Genomic DNA, 25648 nt, shown 5'->3' on the forward strand with positions numbered 1-25648 from the left:
GCCCCTCACCGCTGTCAGTCGGGCGGCGTCACAGCTATAATCTGCCGCTTTCCTCTTTGCCAAGACTCCCTGACCATGACTGAGTCCGTTCTTGACTACATGACCCGCCTGGGTCGCGCTGCCCGTCAGGCCTCGCGGTTGATCGCCCGTGCGAGCACCGCGCAGAAGAACCGTGCCTTGCTGGCCGCCGCTGATGCTCTGGATGCTTCGCGCTCCGAACTCGCCGCGGCCAACGAACTGGACCTGGCCAACGGCCGCGCCAATGGCCTGGAACCGGCACTGCTGGACCGTCTGGCGCTGACCCCGGCACGTATCGACGACATGATCGAAGGCCTGCGTCAGGTGGCCAAGCTGCCTGACCCCATCGGTGAAATCCGCGATATGCGTTACCTGCCGTCCGGTATTCAGGTCGGCAAGATGCGCGTGCCCCTGGGCGTGATCGGCATCATCTATGAGTCGCGACCTAACGTGACCATTGACGCCGCGAGCCTGTGCCTCAAGTCCGGCAATGCCACCATCCTGCGTGGCGGTTCCGAGGCGATCAATTCCAACCGCGCAATTGCCGCCTGCATCCAGCAAGGCCTGGCCGTGGCCGAACTGCCGGCCGAAGTGGTGCAAGTGGTGGAAACCACCGATCGCGCGGCCGTTGGCGCGCTGATCACCATGCCGGAATTCGTCGACGTGATCGTGCCGCGCGGTGGCAAGAGCCTGATCGAACGCGTCAGCCGTGATGCCAAGGTTCCGGTCATCAAGCACCTGGACGGCGTATGCCATGTGTTCATCGACATCGCCGCCGATATCGACAAGGCCATCCGCATCGCCGACAACGCCAAGACCCATCGCTACGCCCCGTGCAACACCATGGAGACTCTGCTGGTGCACGTCGGCATTGCCGATCGCGTGCTGCCGCCGCTGGCTGCCATCTATCGCGACAAGGGCGTGGAACTGCGCGGCTGCGAACGCACCCGCGCGCTGCTGGGCGCGGACGTGATCGAAGCGACTGAACAGGACTGGTACACCGAATACACGGCGCCGATCCTGTCAATCCGCATCGTTGATGACCTGGATCAGGCCATCGAACACATCAACACATACGGCTCCAAGCACACCGACGCGATTGTCTCCGAGCACTTCAGCGATGCGCGTCGCTTCCTCAACGAAGTGGATTCCGCTTCGGTGATGGTCAACGCCTCGACGCGCTTTGCCGACGGCTTTGAATACGGGCTGGGCGCCGAGATCGGCATCTCCACCGACAAGCTTCACGCACGCGGCCCGGTTGGCCTGGAAGGTCTGACCAGCGAGAAGTACGTGGTGTTCGGCGACGGTCATGTGCGCACTTGATGGCTAAACGCATCGGGCTGCTCGGCGGTACTTTCGACCCCGTGCACATTGGCCATTTGCGCAGCGCTCTCGAAGTCGCAGATGCCCTTGCACTGGACGAGTTGCGCGTGATGCCCAACGCGCGGCCGCCTCATCGCGACACGCCGCAGGTGTCACCGCAACAACGTCTGGAAATGGTGCGCCTTGCCGTAGAAGGCATACCGCCGCTGGTGGTGGACGACCGCGAACTCAAACGCGATAAACCGTCCTACACTGTCGACACCCTGGAGCTGATACGCGCCGAGTTGGCCGTATCTGACCAGTTGTTTCTGCTTTTGGGCTGGGACGCATTTTGCGGCCTGCCCTCTTGGCATCGCTGGGAGGAACTCCTCCAGCATTGCCACATCCTGGTTTTGCAACGCCCGGATGCCGACAGCGAACCGCCGGATGCCTTGCGCAACCTGCTGGCCGCGCGGTCGGTAAGTGACCCCTTGGCCCTGACCGGGCCGAACGGGAATATTGCATTCGTCTGGCAGACCCCGCTTGCGGTGTCTGCCACCCAGATCCGTCAACTGCTGGCCAGCGGGAAGTCGGTACGTTTCCTGGTGCCTGACGCGGTCCTGGCCTACATCGATGCGCACGGGCTTTACCGTGCGTCGAACTGAAAAGGCGCGCTTGAACGCACGAACAGTCGTGCAGCGAGCGCCCGAACATATGAGCAAAACGAGTTTTTTATGACGAACAAAGACGTAAGCAAAGTAAAACGCAAAGGCACGTTCAAAAGCGCCCCGCTGCCGGTTGAAGCCCACGTTGGTCCGGAACTGGCTGGCGAAGAGCTGGTAAAAGTCGCCGTTGCCGCCCTGGAAGACGTGAAGGCCCAGGACATTCAGGTTCTGGACGTACGCGACAAGCAGAGCATCACCGACTTCATGATCATCGCCACTGGTACTTCCAACCGCCAGATCGGCGCGATGCTGGACAAGGTCCGCGAAGCCGTCAAAGCCCAAGGCGTCAAGCCACTGGGTGAAGAAGGTAAGGGCGACAGCGACTGGGTGCTGCTGGACATGGACGACGTGATCGTTCACATGATGACCTCCAACGCCCGTCAGTTCTACGACCTGGAGCGTCTGTGGAAAGGCGCCGAGCAGAGCCGTGCCGCTGATGGCAAGCACCACAGCCCGGAAGTGGGCCACGCGCACTTCGACAAGCTCAACAAAGACCAGGAATAAGGAACGGCTGTGCGCCTGCGTCTGATCGCTGTCGGTTCACGCATGCCCAAGTGGGTGGAAGAAGGCTGGCACGAGTATGCCAAGCGTCTGCCCGCTGAGCTGTCGCTGGAACTGGTGGAAATACCGCTCAACACCCGGGGCAAGAATGCCGACGTAGCGCGCTTTATCCGTCAGGAAGGCGAAGCCATGTTGGCCAAGGTCGGCCCCAACGAGCGCATCGTCACCCTCGAAGTGCACGGCAAACCCTGGAGCACCGAGCAACTGGCGGTGGAACTGGATCGCTGGCGCCTGGACTCGCGCACCGTCAACTTCATGGTCGGTGGCCCGGAAGGGCTGGCGCCGGAAGTCTGCGCGCGAGCCGACCAGCGTTGGTCGCTGTCGGCACTGACGTTGCCGCACCCGTTGGTAAGGATTCTGATCGGTGAACAGCTGTATCGCGCCTGGACAGTTCTGTCCGGGCACCCTTACCACAAATAGTCTGCGCCCCTCCCGATGACCCAGCCGATCCGCATCAAGGACCACGAGAAAGACGCACGTCTTGTACGCGCTCGGGTCGTGTTTGGTGCGATTCTGGTCGTCGGGCTGATGTGTGTGCTGATCGCCCGCCTGTATTTCCTGCAGGTGATCCAGTACGAGTACCACTCCACGCTGTCGGAAAACAACCGGGTGCATGTGCAGCCGATTCCGCCGACCCGTGGGCTTATTTTCGACCGCAACGGTGTGGTGGTCGCGGATAACCGGCCCAGCTTCAGCCTGAGCATGACCCGCGAGCGTTCCGGCGATTGGCAGCAAGTCCTTGATGTCATCGTCGAGGTGCTGCAACTGACGCCGGAAGACCGAGTGATCTTCGAAAAGCGCATGAAGCAGGGGCGTCGGCCCTTTGAGCCGGTGCCGATCCTGTTTGAGTTGACCGAAGAGCAGATCGCCCGCATCGCGGTAAACCAGTTCCGGTTGCCGGGGGTGGAAGTGGTGGCACAGTTGGTACGTCATTACCCGCAGGGCGCGCACTTTGCGCACTCGGTCGGCTACATGGGGCGGATCAACGAAAAAGAGCTCAAGAGCCTCGACCCGGTCAATTACAGCGGTACCCACCATATCGGCAAGACCGGCATCGAGCGTTTCTACGAGCCGGAACTGCACGGCCAGGTGGGTTACGAAGAAGTAGAGACCAATGCCCGTGGCCGCGTATTGCGCGTGCTCAAGCGCACCGACCCGATTCCCGGCAAGGACATTGTGCTGAGCCTAGACATCAAGCTGCAGGAAGCGGCGGAGATGGCCTTGGGTGGGCGGCGTGGCGCGGTGGTGGCACTGGACCCGAAAACAGGTGAGGTCCTGGCCATGGTCAGCCAGCCAAGTTTCGACCCTAACCTGTTTGTGACCGGGATCAGCTTCAAGGCCTACGCCGAGTTGCGCGATTCCATCGACCGACCGCTGTTCAATCGCGTGCTGCGCGGCCTGTACCCGCCCGGTTCGACCATCAAGCCCGCGGTGGCGATTGCTGGCCTGGATGCAGGTGTGGTCACTGCTTCCAGTCGCGTGTACGACCCGGGCTACTACATGCTGCCCAACTACGATCACAAATACCGTAACTGGAACCGCACCGGTGACGGCTACGTCGACTTGGACACCGCGATCATGCGGTCCAACGACACCTATTTCTATGACCTGGCCCATAAGCTGGGGATCGACCGGCTGTCTGCCTACATGGGCAAGTTCGGCCTCGGTCAGAAAGTCTCCCTGGATATGTTCGAAGAATCTCCTGGCCTGATGCCGTCCCGGGAGTGGAAGCGTGCGACCCGTCGTCAGGCGTGGTTCCCGGGTGAAACCCTGATCCTCGGCATCGGCCAGGGCTATATGCAGGCCACCCCGTTGCAGCTGGCCCAGGCTACCGCGCTGGTGGCCAACAAAGGTATCTGGAATCGCCCGCACCTGGCCAAGACCATCGAGGGCGAGAAACCGGTGGATGACAACCCGATCCCGGACATCGTGCTGCGCGACTCGTCCGACTGGACCAAGGTCAACCATGGTATGCAGCAAGTGATGCACGGTGCCCGTGGCACCGCGCGAAAAGCCGCAATCGGTGCGCAGTACCGCATTGCCGGCAAGAGCGGTACGGCCCAGGTGGTCGCGATCAAGCAGGGCGAGAAATACGACCGCACCAAGGTCCAGGAGCGCCACCGCGACCACGCCTTGTTCGTCGGTTTTGCTCCGGCAGACGACCCGAAAATTGTCGTGGCCGTCATGGTGGAGAACGGCGAGTCCGGCTCCGGTGTTGCCGCCCCCGTGGTGCGCCAGGTGATGGATGCCTGGTTGTTGGCCGACGACGGCAGGCTCAAGCCCGAATATGGCGGCCCCCCTTCAAACCCCGAGGTTACGGCCAGTGAAGAGTAATTTTGACCGCATCCTCTCCAGCGAGGATGTGATGCGTCGCCGCGCGACGTTGCTGCAGCGCATGCACATTGATGGCCCGTTACTGATCCTGTTGCTGACCCTGGCCGCCGGGAGCCTGTTTGTGCTGTATTCGGCCAGCGGCAAGAACTGGGACCTGCTGATCAAGCAAGCGTCGTCTTTTGGCCTGGGCCTGCTGTCCATGGTGGTGATTGCCCAGTTGGAGCCGCGTTTCATGGCGCGGTGGGTGCCGCTTGGCTACGTCGCCGGTGTATTGCTGCTGGTGGTGGTGGACGTGATGGGCCACAACGCCATGGGCGCAACCCGCTGGATCAACATTCCGGGGGTGATTCGCTTCCAGCCGTCGGAATTCATGAAGATCCTGATGCCGGCCACCATTGCCTGGTACCTGTCCAAGCGCACCTTGCCGCCGCAGCTTAAACACGTAGGCATCAGCCTGATTCTGATTGGCGTACCGTTCATCCTGATCGTTCGTCAGCCGGACCTCGGCACCTCGCTGCTGATCCTCGCCGGTGGTGCGTTCGTGCTGTTCATGGGTGGCTTGCGCTGGCGCTGGATCCTCAGTGTGCTGGCTGCGGCCGTACCGGTGGCCGTGGCCATGTGGTTCTTCTTTATGCACGACTACCAGAAGCAACGGATCCTCACGTTTCTCGATCCGGAAAGCGACCCGCTCGGTACCGGCTGGAACATCATCCAGTCCAAGGCAGCCATCGGTTCCGGCGGCGTGTTTGGTAAGGGTTGGCTGCTGGGCACCCAGTCGCACCTGGACTTTTTGCCAGAGAGCCACACCGACTTCATTATCGCGGTGATGGGCGAAGAGTTCGGCCTGGTAGGCATCTGCGCACTGTTGCTGATCTATTTGCTGCTGATCGGGCGCGGCCTGGTAATTACCGCACAGGCACAGACGCTGTTCGGCAAATTGCTCGCAGGCAGCCTGACCATGACTTTTTTTGTTTACGTTTTCGTCAACATCGGTATGGTCAGTGGCCTGTTGCCGGTGGTTGGGGTGCCGTTGCCGTTCATTAGCTACGGCGGAACTTCGCTGGTGACATTGCTGTCAGCGTTTGGGGTTTTGATGTCGATTCATACGCATCGCAAGTGGATCGCACAGGTTTGAATAAGGTGAAGATGTCAATGCAAGTAATGCGCGGCTGGGCCACTCGGCATGCGTCCTGGATGGGCCTGATTGGGCTACTAGGCGCAACGCAAGAGGCGCAGGCCGGTGACTACGATGGTTCACCCCAAGTCGCCGAATTTGTCGGTGAGATGACCCGCGACTACGGTTTCGCAGGTGAGCAGCTGATGGGCGTGTTCCGCGAAGCCCAGAAAAAGCAGGCGATCCTCGACGCCATCTCCCGCCCCGCCGAACGCGTGAAGCAGTGGAAGGAATATCGCCCGATGTTTCTCACCGACGCCCGCGTGGCGCGCGGTGTGGACTTCTGGCGCCAGCATGAAGCCGTGCTGGCCCGCGCCGAGCAGGAATACGGCGTGCCGGCCCAGGTAATTGTTGCGATCATCGGCATTGAAACCTTTTACGGGCGCAATACCGGCAGCTATCGGGTGATCGACGCCTTGTCGACCCTGGGCTTCGATTACCCGCCTCGCGCCGACTTCTTCCGCAAGGAGCTGCGCGAATTCCTGCTGTTGGCCCGCGAAGAGCAGGTCGACCCGCTGACCCTCAAGGGCTCCTACGCCGGGGCGATGGGCTTGCCGCAATTCATGCCGAGCAGCTTTCGCGCCTATGCCGTGGATTTTGACGGTGACGGCCACATCAACATCTGGAGTAATCCCGACGACGCCATTGGCAGCGTGGCCAGCTACTTCAAGCGCCATGGCTGGGTGGGCGGCGAGCCCGTAGTGATTCGCGCCGACGTCAGCGGGGAACGTGCCGATGAAGGCCTGACCCAGGGCATCGAGCCGGCCAAGACGGTCGGGGAGTTGCGGGCGCTGGGCTGGTCGAGTCAGAATGCGCCACGCGATGATATGCCGGTCACGGCGTTCCGCCTGGAAGGCGAAAATGGCCCTGAATATTGGATGGGCCTGAAGAATTTCTACGCAATCACGCGTTATAACCGCAGTGTGATGTACGCCATGGCCGTGCATCAGCTGTCAGACATGCTGGTCCAAGCACGGGGCAACAAGTAATGCGGGCATCGCCGTTCAATCAACCGCTCAAGCTGGTGGCGTTCGCCGCGTTGTCCCTGCTGGTCGTCAGTTGTTCCACAAGCCGTGGCCCGGCACCACAGAAGTCCGGCGGTACCGCCGTACGTTCCCAGCCAGGCCTGGACATCAACCGCGCGCACAAAGACGGCGCGCCGTGGTGGGATGTCGACGTGTCGAAAATCCCGGATGCCACGCCCACCTTGCACACCGGCCCTTACAAGGCCAACCCCTATACCGTGCTGGGTAAATCCTACTTTCCGTTGCAGGAATCCAAGACCTACGTGCAATCGGGCACGGCGTCCTGGTACGGCACCAAGTTCCATGGTCAGAACACTGCCAACGGCGAGGTCTATGACCTGTATGGCATGAGCGCAGCGCATAAAACCTTGCCGCTGCCCAGCTATGTGCGGGTGACCAACCTGGACAATAACCGCACGGTGATCCTCCGGGTCAACGACCGTGGGCCGTTCTATTCGGACCGGATCATCGATTTGTCCTACGCCGCCGCGAAGAAGCTCGGCTATGCCGAAACCGGTACGGCACGGGTCAAGGTCGAAGGTATCGACCCGGCGCAGTACTGGGCCCAGCGTGGCAAGCCCGCCCCGCTGATGCTCAATGAACCGCAGAGTGCGCAGCCGCAAGTGACGGCATCCACCGGCAAGATCGAACAGTGGACACCGCCACCGCAGCAACACGCACCGGACACGGTGGTCGTGCCCCACGCAGCGCCGGGTGCTTCGGTCGCTGGCGGGCAATACCTGCAAGTGGGCGCTTTCGCCAACCCGGATGCGGCAGAACTGTTAAGGTCCAAGCTCAGCGGCATGGTCAACGCGCCGGTCTTTATCAGCTCCATCGTGCGTAACCAGCAAACCCTGCACCGCGTGCGCATGGGCCCGATCGGCTCGCCGAGCGAAGTGGCGCAAGTACAGAACAGCGTGCGCATGGCCAACCTGGGACAACCCAGCGTGGTCACCGCCGAATAACAAAGAATTGATGGTTCAGGCCCGTGCGCGGGTTTGAGCTGTGGTTGTTGGCTCGTTGAACAATAAAAACCCAGGGGCAAGGGGTGAGCGGGCAACCGAACACGTGACAGTCTGGTAGCGGGCTGTCTGAATAAGTTTTGCCCGCGAGGGCAAGTTTCCATAAGCAATTTCGAGAGACGGATGAACATCACCACCTTAGCCAAACGCACGTGCCTGCTTATCTCGCTGATCATCACCCCGGCCGCCTGGGCGGTTGAAATGGTGCCGGCTTCACCGCAACTGGCCGCTAAGGCGTGGGTCCTGATGGACGCCGCCAGCGGCAACGTGCTGGTAGAGAGCAACGGTGACCAACGCCTGCCGCCAGCCAGCCTGACCAAGCTGATGACCGCCTACATCGCGACCCTGGAAATCCGTCGCGGCCAGATCGGCGAGAACGACCCGGTGACCGTCAGCGAAAACGCCTGGCGTACCGGCGGTTCGCGCATGTTCATCAAGGTGGGCTCGCAAGTCACCGTAAGTGACCTGCTGCACGGCATCATCATCCAGTCCGGTAACGACGCCAGCGTCGCGCTGGCCGAGCACATCGCCGGCAGCGAAGATGCATTCGCCGACATGATGAACAAAACCGTCGCCGACCTGGGCATGACCAACAGCCACTTCATGAATCCGACTGGTTTGCCAAACCCTGAGCACTACTCGTCGGCTCACGACATGGCGATCCTGGCCCGCGCGATCATTCGTGTTGACCCGGTGCACTACGCGATTTACTCCCAGAAGGAGTTCTTCTGGAACAACATCAAGCAGCCTAACCGCAACCTGTTGTTGTGGCGCGACAAGACCGTTGATGGTCTGAAAACCGGCCACACCGAAGAGGCTGGCTATTGCATGGTGTCGTCCGCTGTTCGTGACGGCCAGCGCCTGATTGCAGTGGTATTCGGCACAAACAGCGAGCAGGCCCGTGCGGCCGAAACGCAAAAGCTGCTGACCTATGGTTTCCGCTTCTTCGAAACCCAGACCTTCTATCAGAAGGGTGCTGAACTGGCGACCGCGCCGGTATGGAAGGGCGCAACCTCTCAAGTCAAGGCCGGCCTGGCTGAAGACCTGACCCTGACCATGCCTAAAGGCCAGCTGAAAAAGCTCGCTGCCAGCATGACCATGAACCCGCAATTGGTTGCTCCAATCGCCAAGGGTGACGTGATCGGTAAAGTCGAAGTGAAACTGGACGACAAGGTGGTGCACAGCGCTGACCTGATCGCGCTGGACGCTGTCGACGAAGGTGGTATCTTCCGCCGCGTGTGGGATAGCATCCGTCTATTCTTCTACGGCTTGTTCAACTGATAGTGTGCACCTGCAAAGCCCCGCGTTGATCCGACGCGGGGCTTTGCCGTCGCCACGGCTTACCGCTTACGAGGCCGTTACGCCATGACCGATACCGAAGTAAAGGCACCCAAGATCGAATTCCCGGTGGTCGATTACCCGATCAAGGTGATCAGCGACACGGGTGTTGGCCGCAAGGACACGATTCTTGAGATCGTGCGTAAACACGCGACGATCAACGATAACCGAGTGGATGAGCGATCCAGCACCACCGGTAAATACACGACTATCCAGTTGCACATCGTTGCGACCGGCCAGGACCAGCTCTACGACATCAACAGCGAACTGCGGGCCACCGGCTTCGTGCACATGGTGCTGTGATGCCAGAGGTCCTGGGCTTTCGCGAGCTCGGCCAGATGGCCTACGAGCCTGTCTGGCACGCCATGCAACGGTTCACCAACGAGCGTGGCACCTCGGCCCCCGATGAGATTTGGCTGGTGGAACACCCGCCGGTGTTCACCCAGGGCCAGGCTGGCAAGGCTGAGCATTTGCTGCTGCCGGGGGATATTCCGGTGGTGCAGGTCGACCGAGGTGGCCAAGTGACTTACCATGGCCCCGGCCAGTTGGTCGCTTATCTGTTGCTGGACGTGCGCAAGCTGGGATTTGGCGTGCGCGATCTGGTCAGCCGGATAGAGGCTTGCCTGGTCGAGTTGCTGGCCAGTTATGGCGTGACCGCCGCGGCCAAGCCTGATGCTCCCGGTGTGTATGTGGATGGCGCGAAAATCGCCTCCCTGGGGCTTCGGATTCGTCACGGATGTTCCTTTCATGGCCTGGCCCTGAACGTGGACATGGACTTGGCCCCGTTTCGGCGGATCAACCCGTGCGGCTATGCCGGGTTGGCGATGACCCAACTGAGCGAACACGCTACACCGATTAAATTTGCCGAGGTAAGTGCCCGGCTGCGCGCGCAGCTCGTCAAACACCTCGACTATGCTGAGCAGACGACCCTAACGGGCGGAATCGACTGATTATGACTACTGATGCAGTGCAAACCATGATCCCGACGCTGGACGTTACCGAGCGTCCGGCCCCGGCCCCGCGTGCCAAGGTGGAAGCCGGCGTCAAGCTGCGCGGCGCCGAGAAGGTTGCACGCATCCCGGTGAAGATCATTCCGACCACCGAACTTCCGAAGAAACCTGACTGGATTCGCGTGCGTATCCCGGTTTCGCCGGAAGTCGACCGTATCAAGGCCCTGCTGCGCAAACACAAGCTGCACAGCGTATGCGAAGAGGCCTCTTGCCCGAACCTGGGCGAATGCTTCTCCGGCGGCACCGCCACGTTCATGATCATGGGTGACATCTGCACCCGTCGTTGCCCGTTCTGCGACGTTGGCCATGGCCGGCCGAAGCCACTGGACGTGAACGAGCCGGAAAGCCTGGCCATCGCCATCGCCGATCTGAAACTCAAATATGTAGTGATCACTTCGGTGGACCGCGACGACTTGCGTGACGGCGGTGCACAGCACTTTGCCGACTGCATCCGCGAAATCCGCAAACTGTCGCCGAACGTGATGCTCGAAACCCTGGTCCCGGACTACCGTGGCCGTATGGACGTGGCGCTGGAAATCACCGCCGCCGAGCCACCGGATGTGTTCAACCACAACCTGGAAACCGTGCCACGCCTGTACAAGGCTGCGCGTCCGGGTTCGGACTACCAGTGGTCGCTGACCCTGCTGCAGAAATTCAAGCAGATGATGCCGCACATTCCGACCAAATCCGGCCTGATGCTGGGCCTGGGCGAAACCGACGAAGAAGTCATCGAAGTCATGAAACGCATGCGCGAACACGACATCGACATGCTGACCCTGGGCCAGTACCTGCAACCGTCGCGCAGCCACTTGCCGGTGCAGCGTTTCGTGCACCCGGACACCTTCGCCTGGTTCGCCGAGGAAGGCTACAAGATGGGCTTCAAGAACGTCGCCTCGGGCCCGTTGGTACGCTCTTCGTACCACGCTGACGAACAAGCCAAGTTGGTCAAGGCAAGCCTGGTTTCCTGATAGGGGTTTAGATCCAGTGTGGGAGGGGGCTTGCCCTCGATTGCGGTATGTCAGTGGCTACATGTGCTGGCTGATCCACCGCTATCGGGGGCAAGCCCCCTCCCACATTTCGTTCCGCGCTAGTTAGGGAGAGTTGTGTATGACGGCAGCCGTTCCAGCCCTTCGTTCTGAAGGCACCATCGCCCTGATCGCACCTGCCGGCCCCGCCGTGCTGGACGTTGAAAGGGCTGGCCAATGGATGCGCACGCGCGGCTACGATCTGCGAATTTCCCCCGGCGTCTATGAACGCGACGGCTACCTCGCCGGCAGCGATGCAGTGCGCCTGCGTGACCTGCACGCCGCCTTCGCCGATCCGGACATCGACGCTATCTTTTGCCTGCGCGGCGGCTATGGAACACCGCGTCTGCTCGATAGCCTGGATTTCGAACTGCTACGCGCCAACCCCAAGCCATTCGTGGGCTACAGCGACATCACCGCCCTGCACTTGGCGATCAGCCGCTACGCCGGCTTCGTGACCTTCCACGGGCCGATGCTCAATGCCGATCTGCTGGGCGACAAGCAGCAGCCTACCGAGTCCTCACTGTTCAGCCTTCTGCGCGGACAAATGGGCGCCGGCAGTGTGCTGTCGCACCCGGTGGCGTACCCGTTGACCACGATCGAGCCTGGCATTGCCTGTGGGCGCTTGCTGGGAGGTAACCTGTCGATGATTGCGGCGGTCATGGGGACGCCTTACGAAATCGACGCTGAAGGCATCATCCTGTTTATCGAAGACGTCAACGAGCCGATCTACCGCATTGACCGGTTGCTGACGCACTTGCGCCTGGCCGGTAAATTGGCCCAGGTTGCGGGTGTGCTGGTGGGGGATGTGGCGGGGGTGGATAACGCTGCGCTGGAGCGCCTGCTGAAGCAGACGTTCGAGCCTTTGTGCATACCGGTGTTGGCCGGCTGGCGCAGTGGGCATTGCGATCCGAACCTGACGCTGCCAATGGGCGCGTTGGTGCGTTTGGATGCAGGGGAGAAGCGGGTGGTGTTGGAGCAGGATGTGGTGTTCAAACCCTGAATCTGTTGGTGCCTGCCAAACCGCCATCGGGGGCAAGCCCCCTCCCACACTTGAATGTATTCACAAATCAAAATGTGGGAGGGGGCTTGCCCCCGATAGCGATAGTCGCCATAAGCAGATCTAACGGTTCTGCAGCGACTCCAGCAATTTCACCGTCGGATACCCATCCGCCGGCCAGCCCAGCGCCTGCTGCGCCGCACGAATCGCCTTACGGGTGTTGGCGCCGATAATCCCATCCGGGTTGCCCGCGTCATAGCCATTGGCACTCAACGCCGTCTGCAAATCCATGCGCTGGGATCGGCTCAGCGGCAGCTCATCTTTCGGCCACTCGCCACGAATCACGCCACCGCCACCAAACCGCTCCGACAACAGGCCAACCGCCAGCGCGTAGGACGATGAGTTGTTGTACTTGAGGATGGCGCGGAAGTTATCCAGCACCAAAAACGCCGGGCCGCGATAGCCCGCAGGCAGCAGCAGGGCGGCGGAGAGTTGGTCGACATTGCTTGGCATGCTGGCGCCCGGCGGCAGCTGCACGCCCAGTTTCAGCCACTCAGCGACGGTTTTGCGGGTGCCGCCATCGGCCAGGGCGTAATCGAAGTTCGCTGGCAGTTGTTTCACCTCGAACCCCCACGGCTGGCCTTTCTGCCAGCCGGAGCTTTGCAGGTAGTGCGCAGTGGAGGCGAGGGCGTCGGCCGGGCTATTCCAGATATCGCGGCGACCGTCGCCGTCGAAGTCCACTGCGTGGGTGTTGTAGGTGGTCGGGATAAATTGGGTCTGGCCCATAGCGCCTGCCCAGGAGCCTTTCATCTGGTCGGCCTGGATATCGCCGTGTTGGATGATCTGCAGTGCCGCCAGCAATTGCGCCTGTGCAAAGGCTGGGCGTCGGCCTTCATAGGCCAGGGTTGCCAGGGAGCGGATTACCGAATTGTTGCCCTGGAACTGGCCGAAGTTACTCTCCATGCCCCACACCGACACCAACGCTTGGCGGTCGACGCCATAACGTTGCTCGATGCTTTGCAGGATGTCGGCATATTTGATTAGCAGTGCCTGGCCATTACGCACACGCAACGGCGATAGGGCACCGTCGAGGTATTCCCACACCGGGCGGGAAAACTCCGGCTGGCTGCGGTCGGCGCGGATCACCGCCATGTCGGGGGTGACATTGGCGAAGGCATTGTCGAACACGGCGGCGGTAATGCCGGCCTGCAGGGCTTGCGCGCGGAACCCCGCCTGCCATTCGGCGAAGGTTTGGGTCGGTTGGATATCGAGATTGTCCACGGCCAGCGGGGCCACGACGGCGGGCGCTACAACGGGTGCGGTTTGGAGCTTTGGCAACGGTTGGGCGTCGGCGGCGGTAGGTTTTTCCGCACAGGCGACAAGCAGAATGAGGCTGGAGGCAGCGATCAGTTGGCGAAGGTGCCAATGACGGGAAAGACGAGAGGGCATGCACAGGTCCAGGGATTACAAATCAGACGCTGACCTTATCATGCCAGAGGGGCGCTTGCCTTCAGGCAGCCAGAAAGTAAGAAGCCTCCCAGCTATTAGACTGGAAGGCTTCGCGGCGGTAGCTGCCCTTGCCCTTGCCGGCGCGTTCCTGACGGCTGCGGAACAGTGGCTGGGCGATGATGGATTTGGCCTTGTTGGGGCCATGCTTGGATGGCTTTTTGCTCATGGTCGATGCTCTCCTCAGATGTGATGCAGCGGTGCAAATCATCTGCCGAAGTTGGACAGCTGTAAAGCCCGGCGGCGGGTAGGAGATTTCATTGCGTACGCGATAGGACATGTGGGAGGGGGCTTGCCCTCGATGGTGGTGTTTCAGTCAATACATGTGTCGACTTCAGCGCCGCCATCGGGAGCAAGCCCCCTCCCACATTGGTTCTGTGGTGTTTGGAAACTAGGATTACTCGGCTGGAAGTGTCAGGCGCTGACCGGCCATCAACAACGACAAACGGCTGAGGCTCATCCACGGTGAACCCGCCGCCTGGCCCTTGATCTGCGCATCAATGCGCTGCGCCTCCAGCAACAGTTGTGCCCAGCGTTGCGCCGAGTGCCGTTGAAGGGCTTTGCTCATCAGGGGTTTGCGCTTGTCCCACACCGGTGGCCGAGCCTGGCTGAAGCACTTGTCCAGCGGCGTGCCTTGGCTGTACTGCAGGGCAATATTGGCCAATACCCGAAGCTCTCGGGCCAGGGCCCAGAGAATCACTGGTGGCTCGACCCCTTCGCCACGCAGGCCTTCGAGCATGCGCAGGGCGTGGGCGGGTTCGCCGTTGAGGATTGCATCCACCAGCCCGAATACGTCAAAACGTGCACTGTCCGCCACGGCGCCTTGTACCGTTTCGACGGTAATCTGCCCGTCTTCGGCCATCAGCTTGAGCTTTTCGATCTCCTGAGCAGCGGCAAGCAAGTTGCCCTCGACCCGGGCGGCGATCAGCTCAACCGCGTCTTGCGTTGCGGCCAGCCCCGATTGTGAGAGGCGCTGGCGAATCCACTGCGGCAGCTGATTGCTGTCCACCGGCCATATCTGGATGAACTGGGTCTGCGACCCTTCTACCAAGGCCTTGCCCCACTTGGTCTTCTGCGCGCTGCCGTCGAGTTTGGGCAGGCTGATCAGCAAGACCGTATCTTCAGCGGGACGTGAGCAGTATTCCATCAGTGCTGCCGCGCCTTTATCACCAGGCTTGCCCGATGGCAGACGCAGCTCAAGCAGGCGTTTTTCGGCGAATAGCGACATGCTCGCGCCGGCTTGCAGCAGCGTGCCCCAGTCGAAACTGGCGTCGGCGCTGAATACCTGGCGTTCATCGAAGCCCTGCTGGCGTGCGGCGGTACGGATGGCGTCGGCGGCTTCCTGGCACAGCAGCGGGTCATCACCGCTGACGATGTAGACAGGCGCGAGGCCACCTTGCAGGTGTTTGGCGAGTTGGGCGGGGGCGAGTTTCATAGGCAGGTAGAGCGGGGCGCCTGGGGCGCCCCGTCTGGCTTACTCGACAGGTACTTCAACAGGCGATTGTTTCGGCGTGTTGTCTTCGTACTCTTTCGCAGCTTTCAGCGCATCGGCGTCAGCCTTGGCCTTGTTGTCAGCGGCTTGCTGCAAGGTTTCCAGCTTCTCCGGGGTTAGCATCGACAGGCGCAAGACTACGCGTTGCACCAGATCACGACGCATTTCCTTGCGGACCTGGATGATTTCGGCATCCGAGCCCACCAGGTTGTTGCCATCGTGGCTGACGATTTTCTGCACCTGGATGTTGTCACCCATCAATGGCAGGTGGTCGCGGCCCTGGATTTCAAAGCTGAGCACAGTGCTCAGTTCGATATCCGAGGCGCGCCCTGCGCTGGCGTAACTCAGGTTGCGCTGGGTTTCTTTTTCGTTCGCCAGGAACAGCTTGTAGGTTGCGCCGGTGTAGACGTGTACCCCGTTGTTTTCCAGGACCTGGCGCAACTGGGTCACGGTTTCGCTGTAGGCGTCGCGCGCGCTGACATCCAGCTCCTTGATCGTCAGGTCATTGGTGCCGGTGCCGCGCAGCTGGAAGCCGCAAGCGCTCAGTAGCACGGCAAGGCCCATAACCAGCAGATTGCGTTTGATCATTTTGTTGCTCCCCTTGAAACCATGTGGGCCTTATCGAGGCCTTGAAGGCTTTGTTCGGCGCAGGGCTCAAGCCCTGCGCCCGATGCGATTAGCTAGCGACGATATTGACCAGTTTGCCAGGCACCACGATCACTTTGCGGATCGTCAGGCCTTCGGTAAAGCGCAGCACGTTCTCGTTGACGCGTGCGGCCGCTTCGACTTCTTCACGGCTGGCACTGGCCGGCATGTCGATCTGGCCACGCAGCTTACCGTTGACCTGGATCACCAGTTGCAGCGTGTCCTGTACCAGGGCGCTGTCATCCTGCACCGGCCAGCGCGCATCGATGACTGCGTCGCTATGGCCCAGACGGCTCCACAGGTCGTGGCTGATGTGCGGCGTAATCGGTGCCAGCAGCAGGGTGACCGTTTCCAGGCCTTCCTGTACCAGTGCGCGGTCCTGTTCGGTCGCTTGCGGGGCTTTTTCCAGCACGTTCATCAATGTCATCACCTGGGCGATGGCGGTGTTGAACTTGTGGTTTTGGCCTACATCCTGGCTGGCTTGCTTGATTGCCAGGTGGGTGCTGCGGCGAATAAGTTTCTGCTCGTCGCTCAGGGACGCCACGTCCAGCTTGGCCGGCAGGCCCTGGCTGACATGGGCGTGAGCCAGGCGCCAGACGCGCTTGAGGAAGCGGTGCGAGCCTTCGACGCCGGAGTCGGACCATTCGGCGCTCATGTCAGGTGGCGAGGCGAACATCATGAACAGACGGCAGGTGTCGGCACCGAACTGGTCGATCATCGACTGTGGGTCGACGCCATTGTTCTTCGACTTGGCCATTTTCTCGGTACCGCCGATCTCCACCGGCAGGCCGTCGGCGATCAGCTTGGCGCTGATGACCTTGGCTTTGCTGTCGCGCTCAAGTTCGACGTCCGCCGGGTTGAACCAGGTGTAGGCGCCATTGGCTTCGCGGCGATAGTAGGTCTCGGCGATCACCATGCCTTGGGTCAGCAGGTTCTTGAACGGCTCGTTGGAACTCACCAGGCCTTCGTCGCGCATCAGCTTATGGAAGAAACGCGCGTACAGCAGGTGAAGAATGGCGTGTTCGATGCCACCAATGTACTGATCCACCGGCAACCAATGGTCAGCCGCGGATTTTTCCACCAGGCCACCCTCGTAGTGAGGCGAGGCGTAGCGGGCGTAGTACCACGAGGACTCTACGAAGGTGTCCATGGTGTCGGTTTCACGCTTGGCAGGCTGGCCGCATTTAGGGCAACTGCACTCGTAGAACTCAGGCATGCGTGCCAATGGCGAACCGGCGCCGTCCGGCACCACGTCTTCCGGCAGCACGACTGGCAACTGGTCTTCCGGCACCGGCACGTCACCGCAGGTATCGCAGTGGATAATCGGGATCGGGCAGCCCCAGTAGCGCTGGCGGCTGATGCCCCAGTCGCGCAGGCGGAACTGGGTGCGCGAGGCGCCGAGGTTCTTCTTGATCAGTGCGACTTCGATGGCGTCGAAGGCGCCGGCGAAGTCCAGACCGTCGAACTCTCCGGAGTTGATCAGGGTGCCGTGCTCGCCGTAGGCGTCTTGCCATGGGGCCGGGTTGGTGTCGCCCGAACTGGTACGTACCACCGACTTGATCGGCAGGTTGTATTTGGTGGCGAATTCGAAATCACGCTCGTCGTGGGCCGGTACAGCCATTACTGCGCCATCGCCGTAGTGCATCAACACGTAATTGGCGACCCAAACCGGCAACTTCTCGCCGGTCAGTGGGTGCTCGACGAACAGGCCGGTCGGCAGGCCTTTTTTCTCTTGGGTGGCGACGTCGGCTTCAGCCACGCTGCCGCCTTTGCATTCGGCGATGAACGCCTGCAGCTCCGGGTTGTTCTGTGCGGCCTGGGTGGCCAGCGGGTGCTCGGCGGCCACGGCGACGTAGGTCGCGCCCATCAGGGTGTCGGGACGGGTGGTGAAGACTTTGAGTGCGCCTGCTTCGCCGATGGAGTCGACGTTGTATGGGAACTGCACTTCCATGCCCTTGGACTTGCCGATCCAGTTGCGCTGCATGGTCTTGACCTGTTCAGGCCAGCCCGGCAAATCGTCGAGGCTCGACAAGAGTTCATCCGCGTAGGCGGTGATCTTGAAGTAGTACATCGGGATTTCGCGCTTTTCGATCAGCGCGCCGGAACGCCAGCCGCGCCCGTCGATCACCTGCTCGTTGGCCAGCACGGTCTGGTCGATCGGGTCCCAGTTCACGGTGCCGCTTTTTTTGTAGATCACGCCTTTTTCGAACAGGCGAGTGAACAGCCATTGTTCCCAGCGGTAGTAATCCGGCTTGCAGGTGGTCACTTCGCGGGACCAGTCCACCGCCAGGCCCAGGCTGCGCAGCTGGGTCTTCATGTAGGCGATGTTTTCGTAGGTCCACTTGGCGGGAGCCACGTTGTTTTTCATCGCAGCGTTTTCCGCCGGCATGCCGAAGGCGTCCCAACCCATGGGTTGCAGGACGTTCTTGCCTTGCATGCGCTGGTAGCGGGAAATCACGTCGCCGATGGTGTAGTTACGCACGTGCCCCATGTGTAGCTTGCCGCTGGGGTAAGGGAACATCGATAGGCAATAGAAAGTCTCCTTGCCTGGCTGTTCACTGACTTCAAAGGACTTTTGCTCGTCCCAGAAGGTTTGGGCGGCATTTTCTATTTCACGGGGCTGATATTGTTCGTGCATGGCTACTTTTGAACTGGATAGGGGTGGCCTAATCCTCTTCGGTGCAACGTTCAGGTTGTTCGACACCAAAAAGCGGCGCGTCCGTGCCCAAACCCTGCGGGAAGTGGAGTTACAGGAAGCGCCGTAGCATACATGACCCCACTCTATCGAGGGAAACCCTGATTGCGTAGCCGAGGCCGTCTGTCGCGGCGCCGGGCAGGCGCAGCAACGAGGGCTACGCTGTTCAGTGGGGAGCAAGTCTTTCTTCAATGAGGTGAGGGGATGGTTGAATCGCAGCGAATCGCAACTAAACCGGACGTCTACGAGGGACTGATCGACCGATTGGGTCGTGCATTGGATGCAGCGAGGACAGCGGGCCGATTGCGTGATGAACGGCCTGTCGAGTTGGAACTGCGTGGATTGAGTCGCGCGGAGTTGGAACTGATCAAGGCTTACCTGGAACGCAACAAACGCAGTGCGCCCCCTTGGGTGGCAACCCCGCCAGTCCAAGAGCCTACGCACTCTGCCAAGGTGGTGTGGCTCAAGGACTTGCCGGCCGGTCGTGGCCCGGAAACATTCCGGTCCGCCCGCTACAAGTAGTTGACCCCCGCTGAACAACACCATTGCGCTATTTCACTGTAGAGATTGTCGCTAAACCCCGTTACACCTTAGGCTTCGGGCATCTTTGGAGATGCCCGATGCCTATTCGTTATTTCATTAAACAACTGCTCCTGCCGCCCGGCATTCTCTTGCTGCTGCTGGCCCTTGCCTGGTGGTTTAGACGCACTCGCCCACGTTTGGCCGGCTGCTGCTTTGCCCTGGGGTTTGGCGGCATGTGGTTGATCAGCTTGCCGGTGGCCGTGGAGTGGGGCGCGCGGGCCCTGGAGACCGAGCCTCCGTTGGCGCGTGAAGACTGGTCGACCCTGGCCCAGCGCGCCGACGCCATTGTGGTGCTGGGTTCGGGGCGCGAGCGCGGCGACCCGGCATGGGGTTTTGATCAGCCTACCGGTATTGGCCTGGAGCGCCAGCGGTATGCCGCCCGACTGGCCAAGGCGTCCGGCCTGCCGGTGCTTACCACCGGGGGATTGCACTACGGCACGCCGCCCAGCGAAGCTGAGCTGATGGCGGTATCGATGCAGGATGATTTCGGCGTTACGGTGCGCTGGAAGGAAGAGCGCAGCCGTACCACCTGGGAAAACGCACAGATGAGTGCCGAGATTCTATTGCCCGAGGGCATCAAGCGTGTGGTGGTCGTGACACAGGCCTGGCACATGCCGCGTTCGGTGTGGAGTTTTGAAAAGGCCGGCTTCACCGTGGTGCCGGCGCCGGTGGGGTTTCTGGGCGTGGACAATGCCCGGCCGCTGGGTGGATGGATGCCCGAGTTCAAGTCGGTGTGGCAGAGCGGGCAGTTGATCAACGAGGCGGTAGGGCAGGTGGGGTATCGGTTGTTCTATCGATAACCCTGCTGGTTAAAATGCAGATCAAGATGTAGGAGGGGGCAAGTCCTCTCCCACATTTTGATTCGCGTTGGCTGTTAGACGGTTTTTGACATCCGGCCTGCCAGCAGCGCCCAACCAAACAACCCCAGGCACACGATGATCAGCGGCCACGAGCGCCATTGCAGGTATGGCGTCAGGTTATGCATCGGCACCACTTCGCCATAGAGGATTCCGCGCTCGAATTGCGGGATCTGCGCAGTGATCTGGCCAAACGGGTTGATCAACCCAGTCACGCCATTATTGGTCGCACGGATCATCCAGCGCCCAGCCTCCAACGCACGCATCTGCGCCATTTGCAGGTGCTGCAGCGGGCCGATGGAGCGGCCGAACCAGGTGTCATTGCTGATGGTCAGCAGCAGGTCGCTCTGGGCCGACAGTCCGGCGGCGAATTCCGGGTAGACCACTTCGTAGCAAATGAAGGGCGCGATCTGATAGCCCTTCGCCTGCAACATCGCCTGGTCGGCGGGGCCGCGGGCGAAGTCCGACATCGGCAGGTCGAAGAAGGCAATCAGTCCGCGCAGCATGTCCTGCAGCGGCACGTATTCGCCAAACGGCACGAGCTTCTGCTTCAGGTAAGTGCCGTCGCCTTCGCCTACCACGGTGATGCCATTGAAGTAGCGCTTCTGGTGGTGCACTTCCTGGCGTATTGGCACGCCGGTGATCAGCGCGGTGTGTCGGTCGGCGGCAAACTTGCCCATCATCCCCAGGTAGCCCTCGACGGACTCCTTGAGCACCGGCACCGCCGTTTCCGGCCACACCAGCAGGTCGACAGGCTTGGAGCTGAAACTCATGTCGCGGTACAGCGCGAGCTGCGCATTGAGCTGCTCGGGGTCCCACTTCATGCTTTGTTCGACGTTACCCTGGATGGCCGCTACGGTCAGCGGAGCGCCGGACGGGGACGTCCAAGCGTGATGCTTGAGCGCCAGGCCGATGGCCCAGGGTGCGACCAGCAACACCAGACCTGCGCCGATAAACCCATTGCGTTTACTGGCCAGCAGGCGCGGCAGGTTGCACAGCAGGGCCGCCGTCAGTGCCAGGGCAAAGGAAATCAGCCACATGCCACCCACTGGCGCCAGGCCGGTGAGGGGGCCGTCGAGCTGGCTATAACCGGAGTACAGCCACGGGAATCCGGTGAGGAACCAGCCGCGAAAGGCTTCCTGGCCGACCCACAATGCGGCAAACGTCAGCGCATCTGCCAGCGGTGCTTCATTGCGACGCAACCAGCGCGCCCACAGCCAGGCTGGCAGGGCGAAGAACCAGGCAATGGCGGCGGTGAACAACAGCATCAGGAACCCCGCCAGCAGCACCGAAGCGCCGCCGAAGTGGTGGATGCTGTAGTAAATCCAGCTGGTGCCAGCACCAAACAGGCCGAAACCGAAACACCAACCACGGCCCAGGGCCTGACGCGGTGTCAGCTCTCGCAGGCCGACATAGAACACTCCGACCGCGATCAGTGCAAACGGCCACAGATCGAACGGCGCCAGCGCCAGGGTAGTGATGGCGCCGGCCACCACGGCCAGCAAGTTACCGGGCCAGCCGGGTGCGATCATGCGGCGCATTTCAGTCCTTAACGGGCAATAGGGGTCAAGCGGATCAAGTGGATACGACGGCTATCGGCATTCAGGATGCGGAAGCGATACGCGCCGATCTCGGTGGTTTCGTTACGCTTGGGCAGATGCCCGAACGCACTCATTACCAGGCCGCCAACGGTGTCGAACTCGTCGTCGGAGAATTCGCTGTCGAAAAACTCGTTGAAATTCTCGATCGGCGTCAGCGCCTTGACCAGGAAGTCACCGCTCGGCAGCGGCTTGATGTAGCTGTCTTCTTCGACGTCGTGCTCATCTTCGATGTCGCCGACGATCTGTTCCAGCACGTCTTCGATGGTCACGAGGCCGGCCACGCCGCCGTATTCGTCGATCACAATGGCCATGTGATTGTGGTTGGCGCGGAATTCGCGCAGCAGCACATTCAGGCGCTTGGATTCGGGTACGAAGGTGGCGGGACGCAGCAGGTCCTTGATGTTGAAGCTGTCGCCGTTCTCCTTGAGGATCAGCGGCAGCAGGTCCTTGGCCAGCAGGACGCCCATGACGTCGTCATGGCTTTCACCGATCACCGGGTAGCGCGAGTGCGCGGAGTCGATCACGGCCGGGAGGAATTCCCGCGGGGTCTGGGTCGCCTTGATGCTGATCATCTGCGAGCGCGGGACCATGATGTCCCGTACTTGCAGGTCAGCGACCTGGATGGCGCCTTCGACGATGGCCAGCGCTTCGCTGTCCAGCAACTTGTTCTGGTGGGCCTCGCGCAGCAGCTCCAGCAGCTCCTGGCGGTTTTTCGGCTCGTGGGCAAAAGCCTGGGTCAGTTTACCCAGCCATGACTTTTGCCCGTTGCTCGATCGGTCTTCGCTCATAGCGATTACTCTAAATCCTTTGTTGTGTCAGTTATGTTTCGTCGTCTGCATACGGATCAGGGTGACCCAGTTCGGCAAGCAACGTTTGTTCCAGTGTTTCCATTTCCTCGGCTTCGTCATCGTCTATATGGTCGTAACCCAAGAGATGCAAGCAGCCGTGGATGACTAGATGAGCCCAATGGGCTTCCAGCGTCTTACCTTGTTCCTTCGCCTCGCGCTCCACCACTTCGACGCAGATCACCAGATCGCCCAGCAACGGGATATCCAGCAGCTCATCGGGTACGTCGGCGGGGAACGACAGCACGTTGGTCGCGTAGTCTTTCTGGCGCCAGGTGTGGTTCAACTCGCGGCCTTCGGGCTCGTCCACCAGACGGATGGTCAATTCCGAGTCGGCAGTGCGCTGGCGCAGGGCCAGTGCGCACCATTGGCGGAATTGTTCTTCGCTGGGGGCGGGCGCCTCGGTGGCCAGTTGCAGGTCAAGCTCAAGCATCGCGGCGAACGTCCTTTGACAGTCCGTCGTCGCGGTGTTCGAAGCGCTCGTAGGCTTCGACGATGCGTTGCACCAGCGGGTGGCGCACTACGTCCTTGGGTGAGAAATGCGTGAAACTGATACCCGGCACGTCCTTGAGCACTTCAATCACATGGCTCAAGCCCGACTTGGTGCCCTTGGGCAGGTCAACCTGGGTAATGTCGCCGGTGATGATGGCCGTCGAGCCGAACCCGATGCGGGTCAGGAACATCTTCATCTGCTCGACCGTAGTGTTCTGGCTTTCGTCGAGGATGATGAAACTGTTGCTCAAGGTGCGGCCGCGCATGTAGGCCAGCGGGGCAATTTCAATCACCTGGCGTTCGATCAGCTTGGCCACGTATTCAAAGCCAAGCATCTCGTACAGCGCGTCGTAGAGTGGGCGCAGGTACGGGTCGATCTTCTGTGCGAGGTCGCCGGGCAGGAAGCCGAGCTTTTCGCCCGCTTCGACCGCCGGGCGCACCAGCAGGATGCGGCGCACTTGCTCGCGCTCAAGGGCATCCACTGCACAGGCCACGGCGAGGTAGGTCTTGCCGGTACCGGCGGGGCCGATGCCGAAATTGATATCGTTGCCGAGGATTGCCTTAACGTACTTCTGCTGATTCAAGCCCTTTGGGCGAATCATGCCTTTTTTGGTACGCAATGCCACGCTGGCTTCAGCGACGGGGTTGTTGGCCAAGTCTTCCACAGCCGACTCCTGCAAATACAGGTGCACGGTTTCTGGCGACAGCTCGCTACCCTTGGTTTCGCGGTAGAGACGGCGCAGCAGATTTTCTGCAGATTTAGTGGGCTGGGCTTCACCAATAAGCTCGAACTGATTGCCGCGATTGCGGATCTCGATGCCCAGGCGTTGTTCGATCAGGCGCAGGTGCTCGTCGAACTGTCCGCACAGATTGGCGAAACGGCGAGCCTCAAAGGGCTCAAGGATAAAACGATGGGGTTCTACTGTGGGTGCGTTCAAGGTCGCTTTTAGCCGCCCTTTGGCTGTTTAGGTGAAAGAGAGGATAACGCCAGTGACGCGGGTACGAAAGCACTTACGTCATTGGAATGTTGCACGGCTCCTATGTGGGAGGGGGCAAGCCCCCTCCCAAATTTATTGCACCAGAGAGCCGCGCAGCGAGTGTGGTTGCGCCGCATCGATGTGCACATCGGCAAATTGGCCGATCAGGGTTGGATTGTCGCAACGGAAGTTGACGATCCGATTGTTCTCGGTGCGGCCCTGCAATTCGCCGGGATCTTTCTTCGAGTAGTCGGTGACCAGGATGCGCTGGACTGAACCGACCATTTGTCGGCTGATCTCGAAGCCCTGCTGGTTAAGTCGGTGTTGTAGCGCGTTCAAGCGCTCTTTTTTCAGCGCTTCCGGGGTTTCGTCCACCAGATCGGCGGCGGGTGTGCCGGGGCGTTGGCTGTAGACGAACGAATAGGAGAAGTCGAAACCGACGTCTTCAATCAGCTTCATGGTCTGCTGGAAGTCTTTTTCGGTCTCGCCTGGGAAGCCGACGATAAAGTCTGAGCTGATGCAGATGCCCGGCACTGCTGCACGCAATTTGCGCAATTTGGATTTGTATTCCAGGGCGGTGTGGTTGCGCTTCATTGCCGACAAGATGCGATCCGAACCCGACTGCACCGGCAAGTGCAGGTGTTTAACCAGCTCAGGCACGTCGGCGTGGGCCTGGATCAGGCTGTCGGAGAACTCCAGCGGGTGCGAAGTGGTGTAACGGATGCGCTCGATACCGTCCACTGCTGCCACTACGCGGATCAACTCTGCCAAGTCCGCCAGGCGACCGTCCTCGGTCAAGCCGCGATAGCCGTTGACGTTTTGGCCCAACAGGGTCACTTCGCGCACGCCATTTTCGGCCAGGTGGATGATCTCTGCCAGCACGTCGTCAAAGGGCCGGCTGACCTCTTCGCCACGGGTGTAGGGCACCACGCAGAAGGTGCAGTACTTGCTGCAGCCTTCCATCACCGATACATAGGCGCTTGGCCCGTCGATACGCGGTTCAGGCAAATGGTCGAATTTTTCGATTTCCGGGAACGAGACGTCTACCTGAGGCAGCTTGGTGATACGGGCCGCGTCGATCATTTCCGGCAAGCGGTGCAGGGTTTGCGGGCCGAAGACCACGTCGACATAGGGTGCGCGGTCGCGGATCGCGGCGCCTTCCTGGCTGGCCACGCAACCGCCGACGGCGATCACCATCTCTGGATTGGCCAGTTTCAATTCACGCCAGCGGCCCAACTGCGAGTACACACGGTCCTGGGCACGCTCGCGGATCGAGCAGGTATTGAGCAGGATCACGTCGGCATCTTCGGCGCGGGCGGTGACTTCCAGGGCCTGGTGTTCGCCCAGCAGATCGACCATGCGCGAGCTGTCGTACTCGTTCATCTGGCAACCGTGGGTTTCGATATAAAGCTTCTTGGCCAT

The 25648-nt window shown here is 60.9% G+C and carries 25 protein-coding genes; 15 read left to right on the forward strand and 10 right to left on the reverse strand.

Features of this window, described 5'->3' with window-relative positions; all coding sequences use genetic code 11:
• The first annotated feature begins 75 nt into the window (after positions 1-75).
• From BW43_RS23785 to BW43_RS23725, 13 genes are all read left to right on the forward strand, one after another.
• On the forward strand, positions 76-1341 hold the full coding sequence (locus BW43_RS23785) for a glutamate-5-semialdehyde dehydrogenase (protein ID WP_032884592.1): 1266 nt from the start codon (positions 76-78) through the stop codon (positions 1339-1341).
• Positions 1341-1985: a nicotinate-nucleotide adenylyltransferase gene (nadD, locus tag BW43_RS23780; protein ID WP_032884593.1), complete on the forward strand. Its 645-nt coding sequence runs from the start codon at positions 1341-1343 to the stop codon at positions 1983-1985. Before BW43_RS23785 ends, nadD begins: the two co-directional genes overlap by 1 nt.
• A gap of 69 nt (positions 1986-2054) precedes the next feature.
• Positions 2055-2549 carry a ribosome silencing factor gene (gene rsfS / locus BW43_RS23775; RefSeq protein ID WP_003176298.1) on the forward strand — a complete coding sequence of 165 codons (495 nt, stop codon included), beginning with the start codon at positions 2055-2057 and terminating at the stop codon, positions 2547-2549.
• A gap of 9 nt (positions 2550-2558) precedes the next feature.
• Complete coding sequence (gene rlmH / locus BW43_RS23770; RefSeq protein WP_003176297.1) at positions 2559-3026, forward strand: 23S rRNA (pseudouridine(1915)-N(3))-methyltransferase RlmH; 468 nt, start codon at positions 2559-2561, stop codon at positions 3024-3026.
• A gap of 15 nt (positions 3027-3041) precedes the next feature.
• Positions 3042-4940, forward strand: coding sequence for a penicillin-binding protein 2 (gene mrdA / locus BW43_RS23765; protein ID WP_032884594.1), 1899 nt, complete (start codon positions 3042-3044; stop codon positions 4938-4940).
• A gap of 31 nt (positions 4941-4971) precedes the next feature.
• Positions 4972-6075 carry a rod shape-determining protein RodA gene (gene rodA / locus BW43_RS23760; RefSeq protein WP_050442794.1) on the forward strand — a complete coding sequence of 368 codons (1104 nt, stop codon included), beginning with the start codon at positions 4972-4974 and terminating at the stop codon, positions 6073-6075.
• 17 nt (positions 6076-6092) lie between these two features.
• Positions 6093-7103, forward strand: a complete 1011-nt coding sequence (gene mltB / locus BW43_RS23755) for a lytic murein transglycosylase B (protein WP_032884595.1) — start codon at positions 6093-6095, stop codon at positions 7101-7103.
• The gene (locus tag BW43_RS23750; protein WP_032884596.1) at positions 7103-8104 is read left to right on the forward strand and encodes a septal ring lytic transglycosylase RlpA family protein; all 1002 of its coding nucleotides are present in this window, start codon (positions 7103-7105) and stop codon (positions 8102-8104) included. The genes mltB and BW43_RS23750 overlap by 1 nt, the downstream gene beginning before the upstream one ends.
• A gap of 180 nt (positions 8105-8284) precedes the next feature.
• Positions 8285-9442: a D-alanyl-D-alanine carboxypeptidase family protein gene (locus tag BW43_RS23745; protein ID WP_032884597.1), complete on the forward strand. Its 1158-nt coding sequence runs from the start codon at positions 8285-8287 to the stop codon at positions 9440-9442.
• An 84-nt stretch (positions 9443-9526) separates the two neighbouring features.
• Positions 9527-9802, forward strand: coding sequence for a DUF493 domain-containing protein (locus BW43_RS23740; RefSeq protein ID WP_032884598.1), 276 nt, complete (start codon positions 9527-9529; stop codon positions 9800-9802).
• The gene (gene lipB, locus BW43_RS23735; RefSeq protein ID WP_032884599.1) at positions 9802-10449 is read left to right on the forward strand and encodes a lipoyl(octanoyl) transferase LipB; all 648 of its coding nucleotides are present in this window, start codon (positions 9802-9804) and stop codon (positions 10447-10449) included. Before BW43_RS23740 ends, lipB begins: the two co-directional genes overlap by 1 nt.
• A 26-nt stretch (positions 10450-10475) precedes the next feature.
• A complete protein-coding gene (gene lipA / locus BW43_RS23730; RefSeq protein ID WP_162163623.1) occupies positions 10476-11477 on the forward strand; it encodes a lipoyl synthase in 1002 nt (333 codons plus the stop codon).
• Positions 11478-11616: 139 nt separating this feature from the next.
• A complete protein-coding gene (locus BW43_RS23725) occupies positions 11617-12537 on the forward strand; it encodes an LD-carboxypeptidase (RefSeq protein ID WP_032884600.1) in 921 nt (306 codons plus the stop codon).
• Positions 12538-12657: 120 nt separating this feature from the next.
• Here BW43_RS23725 and BW43_RS23720 read toward each other — a convergent pair whose 3' ends face one another.
• From BW43_RS23720 to leuS, 5 genes are all read right to left on the reverse strand, one after another.
• The gene (locus BW43_RS23720) at positions 12658-13983 is read right to left on the reverse strand and encodes a lytic murein transglycosylase (RefSeq protein WP_032884601.1); all 1326 of its coding nucleotides are present in this window, start codon (positions 13981-13983) and stop codon (positions 12658-12660) included.
• Positions 13984-14044: 61 nt separating this feature from the next.
• Complete coding sequence (gene arfA / locus BW43_RS23715) at positions 14045-14209, reverse strand: alternative ribosome rescue factor ArfA (protein ID WP_003176285.1); 165 nt, start codon at positions 14207-14209, stop codon at positions 14045-14047.
• Between the two features lie 228 nt (positions 14210-14437).
• The gene (gene holA / locus BW43_RS23710; RefSeq protein ID WP_032884602.1) at positions 14438-15475 is read right to left on the reverse strand and encodes a DNA polymerase III subunit delta; all 1038 of its coding nucleotides are present in this window, start codon (positions 15473-15475) and stop codon (positions 14438-14440) included.
• Positions 15476-15514: 39 nt separating this feature from the next.
• Positions 15515-16120, reverse strand: a complete 606-nt coding sequence (gene lptE / locus BW43_RS23705; protein WP_032884603.1) for an LPS assembly lipoprotein LptE — start codon at positions 16118-16120, stop codon at positions 15515-15517.
• An 88-nt stretch (positions 16121-16208) separates the two neighbouring features.
• The gene (gene leuS, locus BW43_RS23700) at positions 16209-18815 is read right to left on the reverse strand and encodes a leucine--tRNA ligase (RefSeq protein ID WP_032884604.1); all 2607 of its coding nucleotides are present in this window, start codon (positions 18813-18815) and stop codon (positions 16209-16211) included.
• 261 nt (positions 18816-19076) lie between these two features.
• Here leuS and BW43_RS23695 point away from each other — a divergent pair, with 261 nt between their 5' ends.
• Both BW43_RS23695 and BW43_RS23690 read left to right on the forward strand, forming a co-directional pair.
• Entirely contained in the window at positions 19077-19394 is a 318-nt protein-coding gene (locus BW43_RS23695) for a hypothetical protein (RefSeq protein ID WP_032884605.1), read from the forward strand.
• Between the two features lie 98 nt (positions 19395-19492).
• On the forward strand, positions 19493-20254 hold the full coding sequence (locus BW43_RS23690; RefSeq protein ID WP_032884606.1) for a YdcF family protein: 762 nt from the start codon (positions 19493-19495) through the stop codon (positions 20252-20254).
• Between the two features lie 74 nt (positions 20255-20328).
• On the opposite strand, the gene lnt is transcribed toward BW43_RS23690, so the two are convergent.
• The 5 genes from lnt to miaB all read right to left on the reverse strand — a co-directional run bounded on the left by lnt (position 20329) and on the right by miaB (position 25648).
• Positions 20329-21852 (reverse strand): apolipoprotein N-acyltransferase, encoded by a 1524-nt coding sequence (gene lnt, locus BW43_RS23685; protein ID WP_032884607.1) that lies wholly within the window; start codon positions 21850-21852, stop codon positions 20329-20331.
• A gap of 8 nt (positions 21853-21860) precedes the next feature.
• A complete protein-coding gene (locus BW43_RS23680; protein ID WP_005791724.1) occupies positions 21861-22700 on the reverse strand; it encodes an HlyC/CorC family transporter in 840 nt (279 codons plus the stop codon).
• A gap of 31 nt (positions 22701-22731) precedes the next feature.
• Positions 22732-23190, reverse strand: coding sequence for an rRNA maturation RNase YbeY (gene ybeY, locus BW43_RS23675; RefSeq protein ID WP_032884608.1), 459 nt, complete (start codon positions 23188-23190; stop codon positions 22732-22734).
• On the reverse strand, positions 23183-24187 hold the full coding sequence (locus tag BW43_RS23670; RefSeq protein ID WP_032884609.1) for a PhoH family protein: 1005 nt from the start codon (positions 24185-24187) through the stop codon (positions 23183-23185). Before BW43_RS23670 ends, ybeY begins: the two co-directional genes overlap by 8 nt.
• A gap of 132 nt (positions 24188-24319) precedes the next feature.
• A complete protein-coding gene (gene miaB, locus BW43_RS23665) occupies positions 24320-25648 on the reverse strand; it encodes a tRNA (N6-isopentenyl adenosine(37)-C2)-methylthiotransferase MiaB (protein ID WP_032884610.1) in 1329 nt (442 codons plus the stop codon).

The organism is Pseudomonas sp. RIT357, assembly GCF_000632245.1.
Lineage (GTDB): Bacteria > Pseudomonadota > Gammaproteobacteria > Pseudomonadales > Pseudomonadaceae > Aquipseudomonas > Aquipseudomonas sivasensis.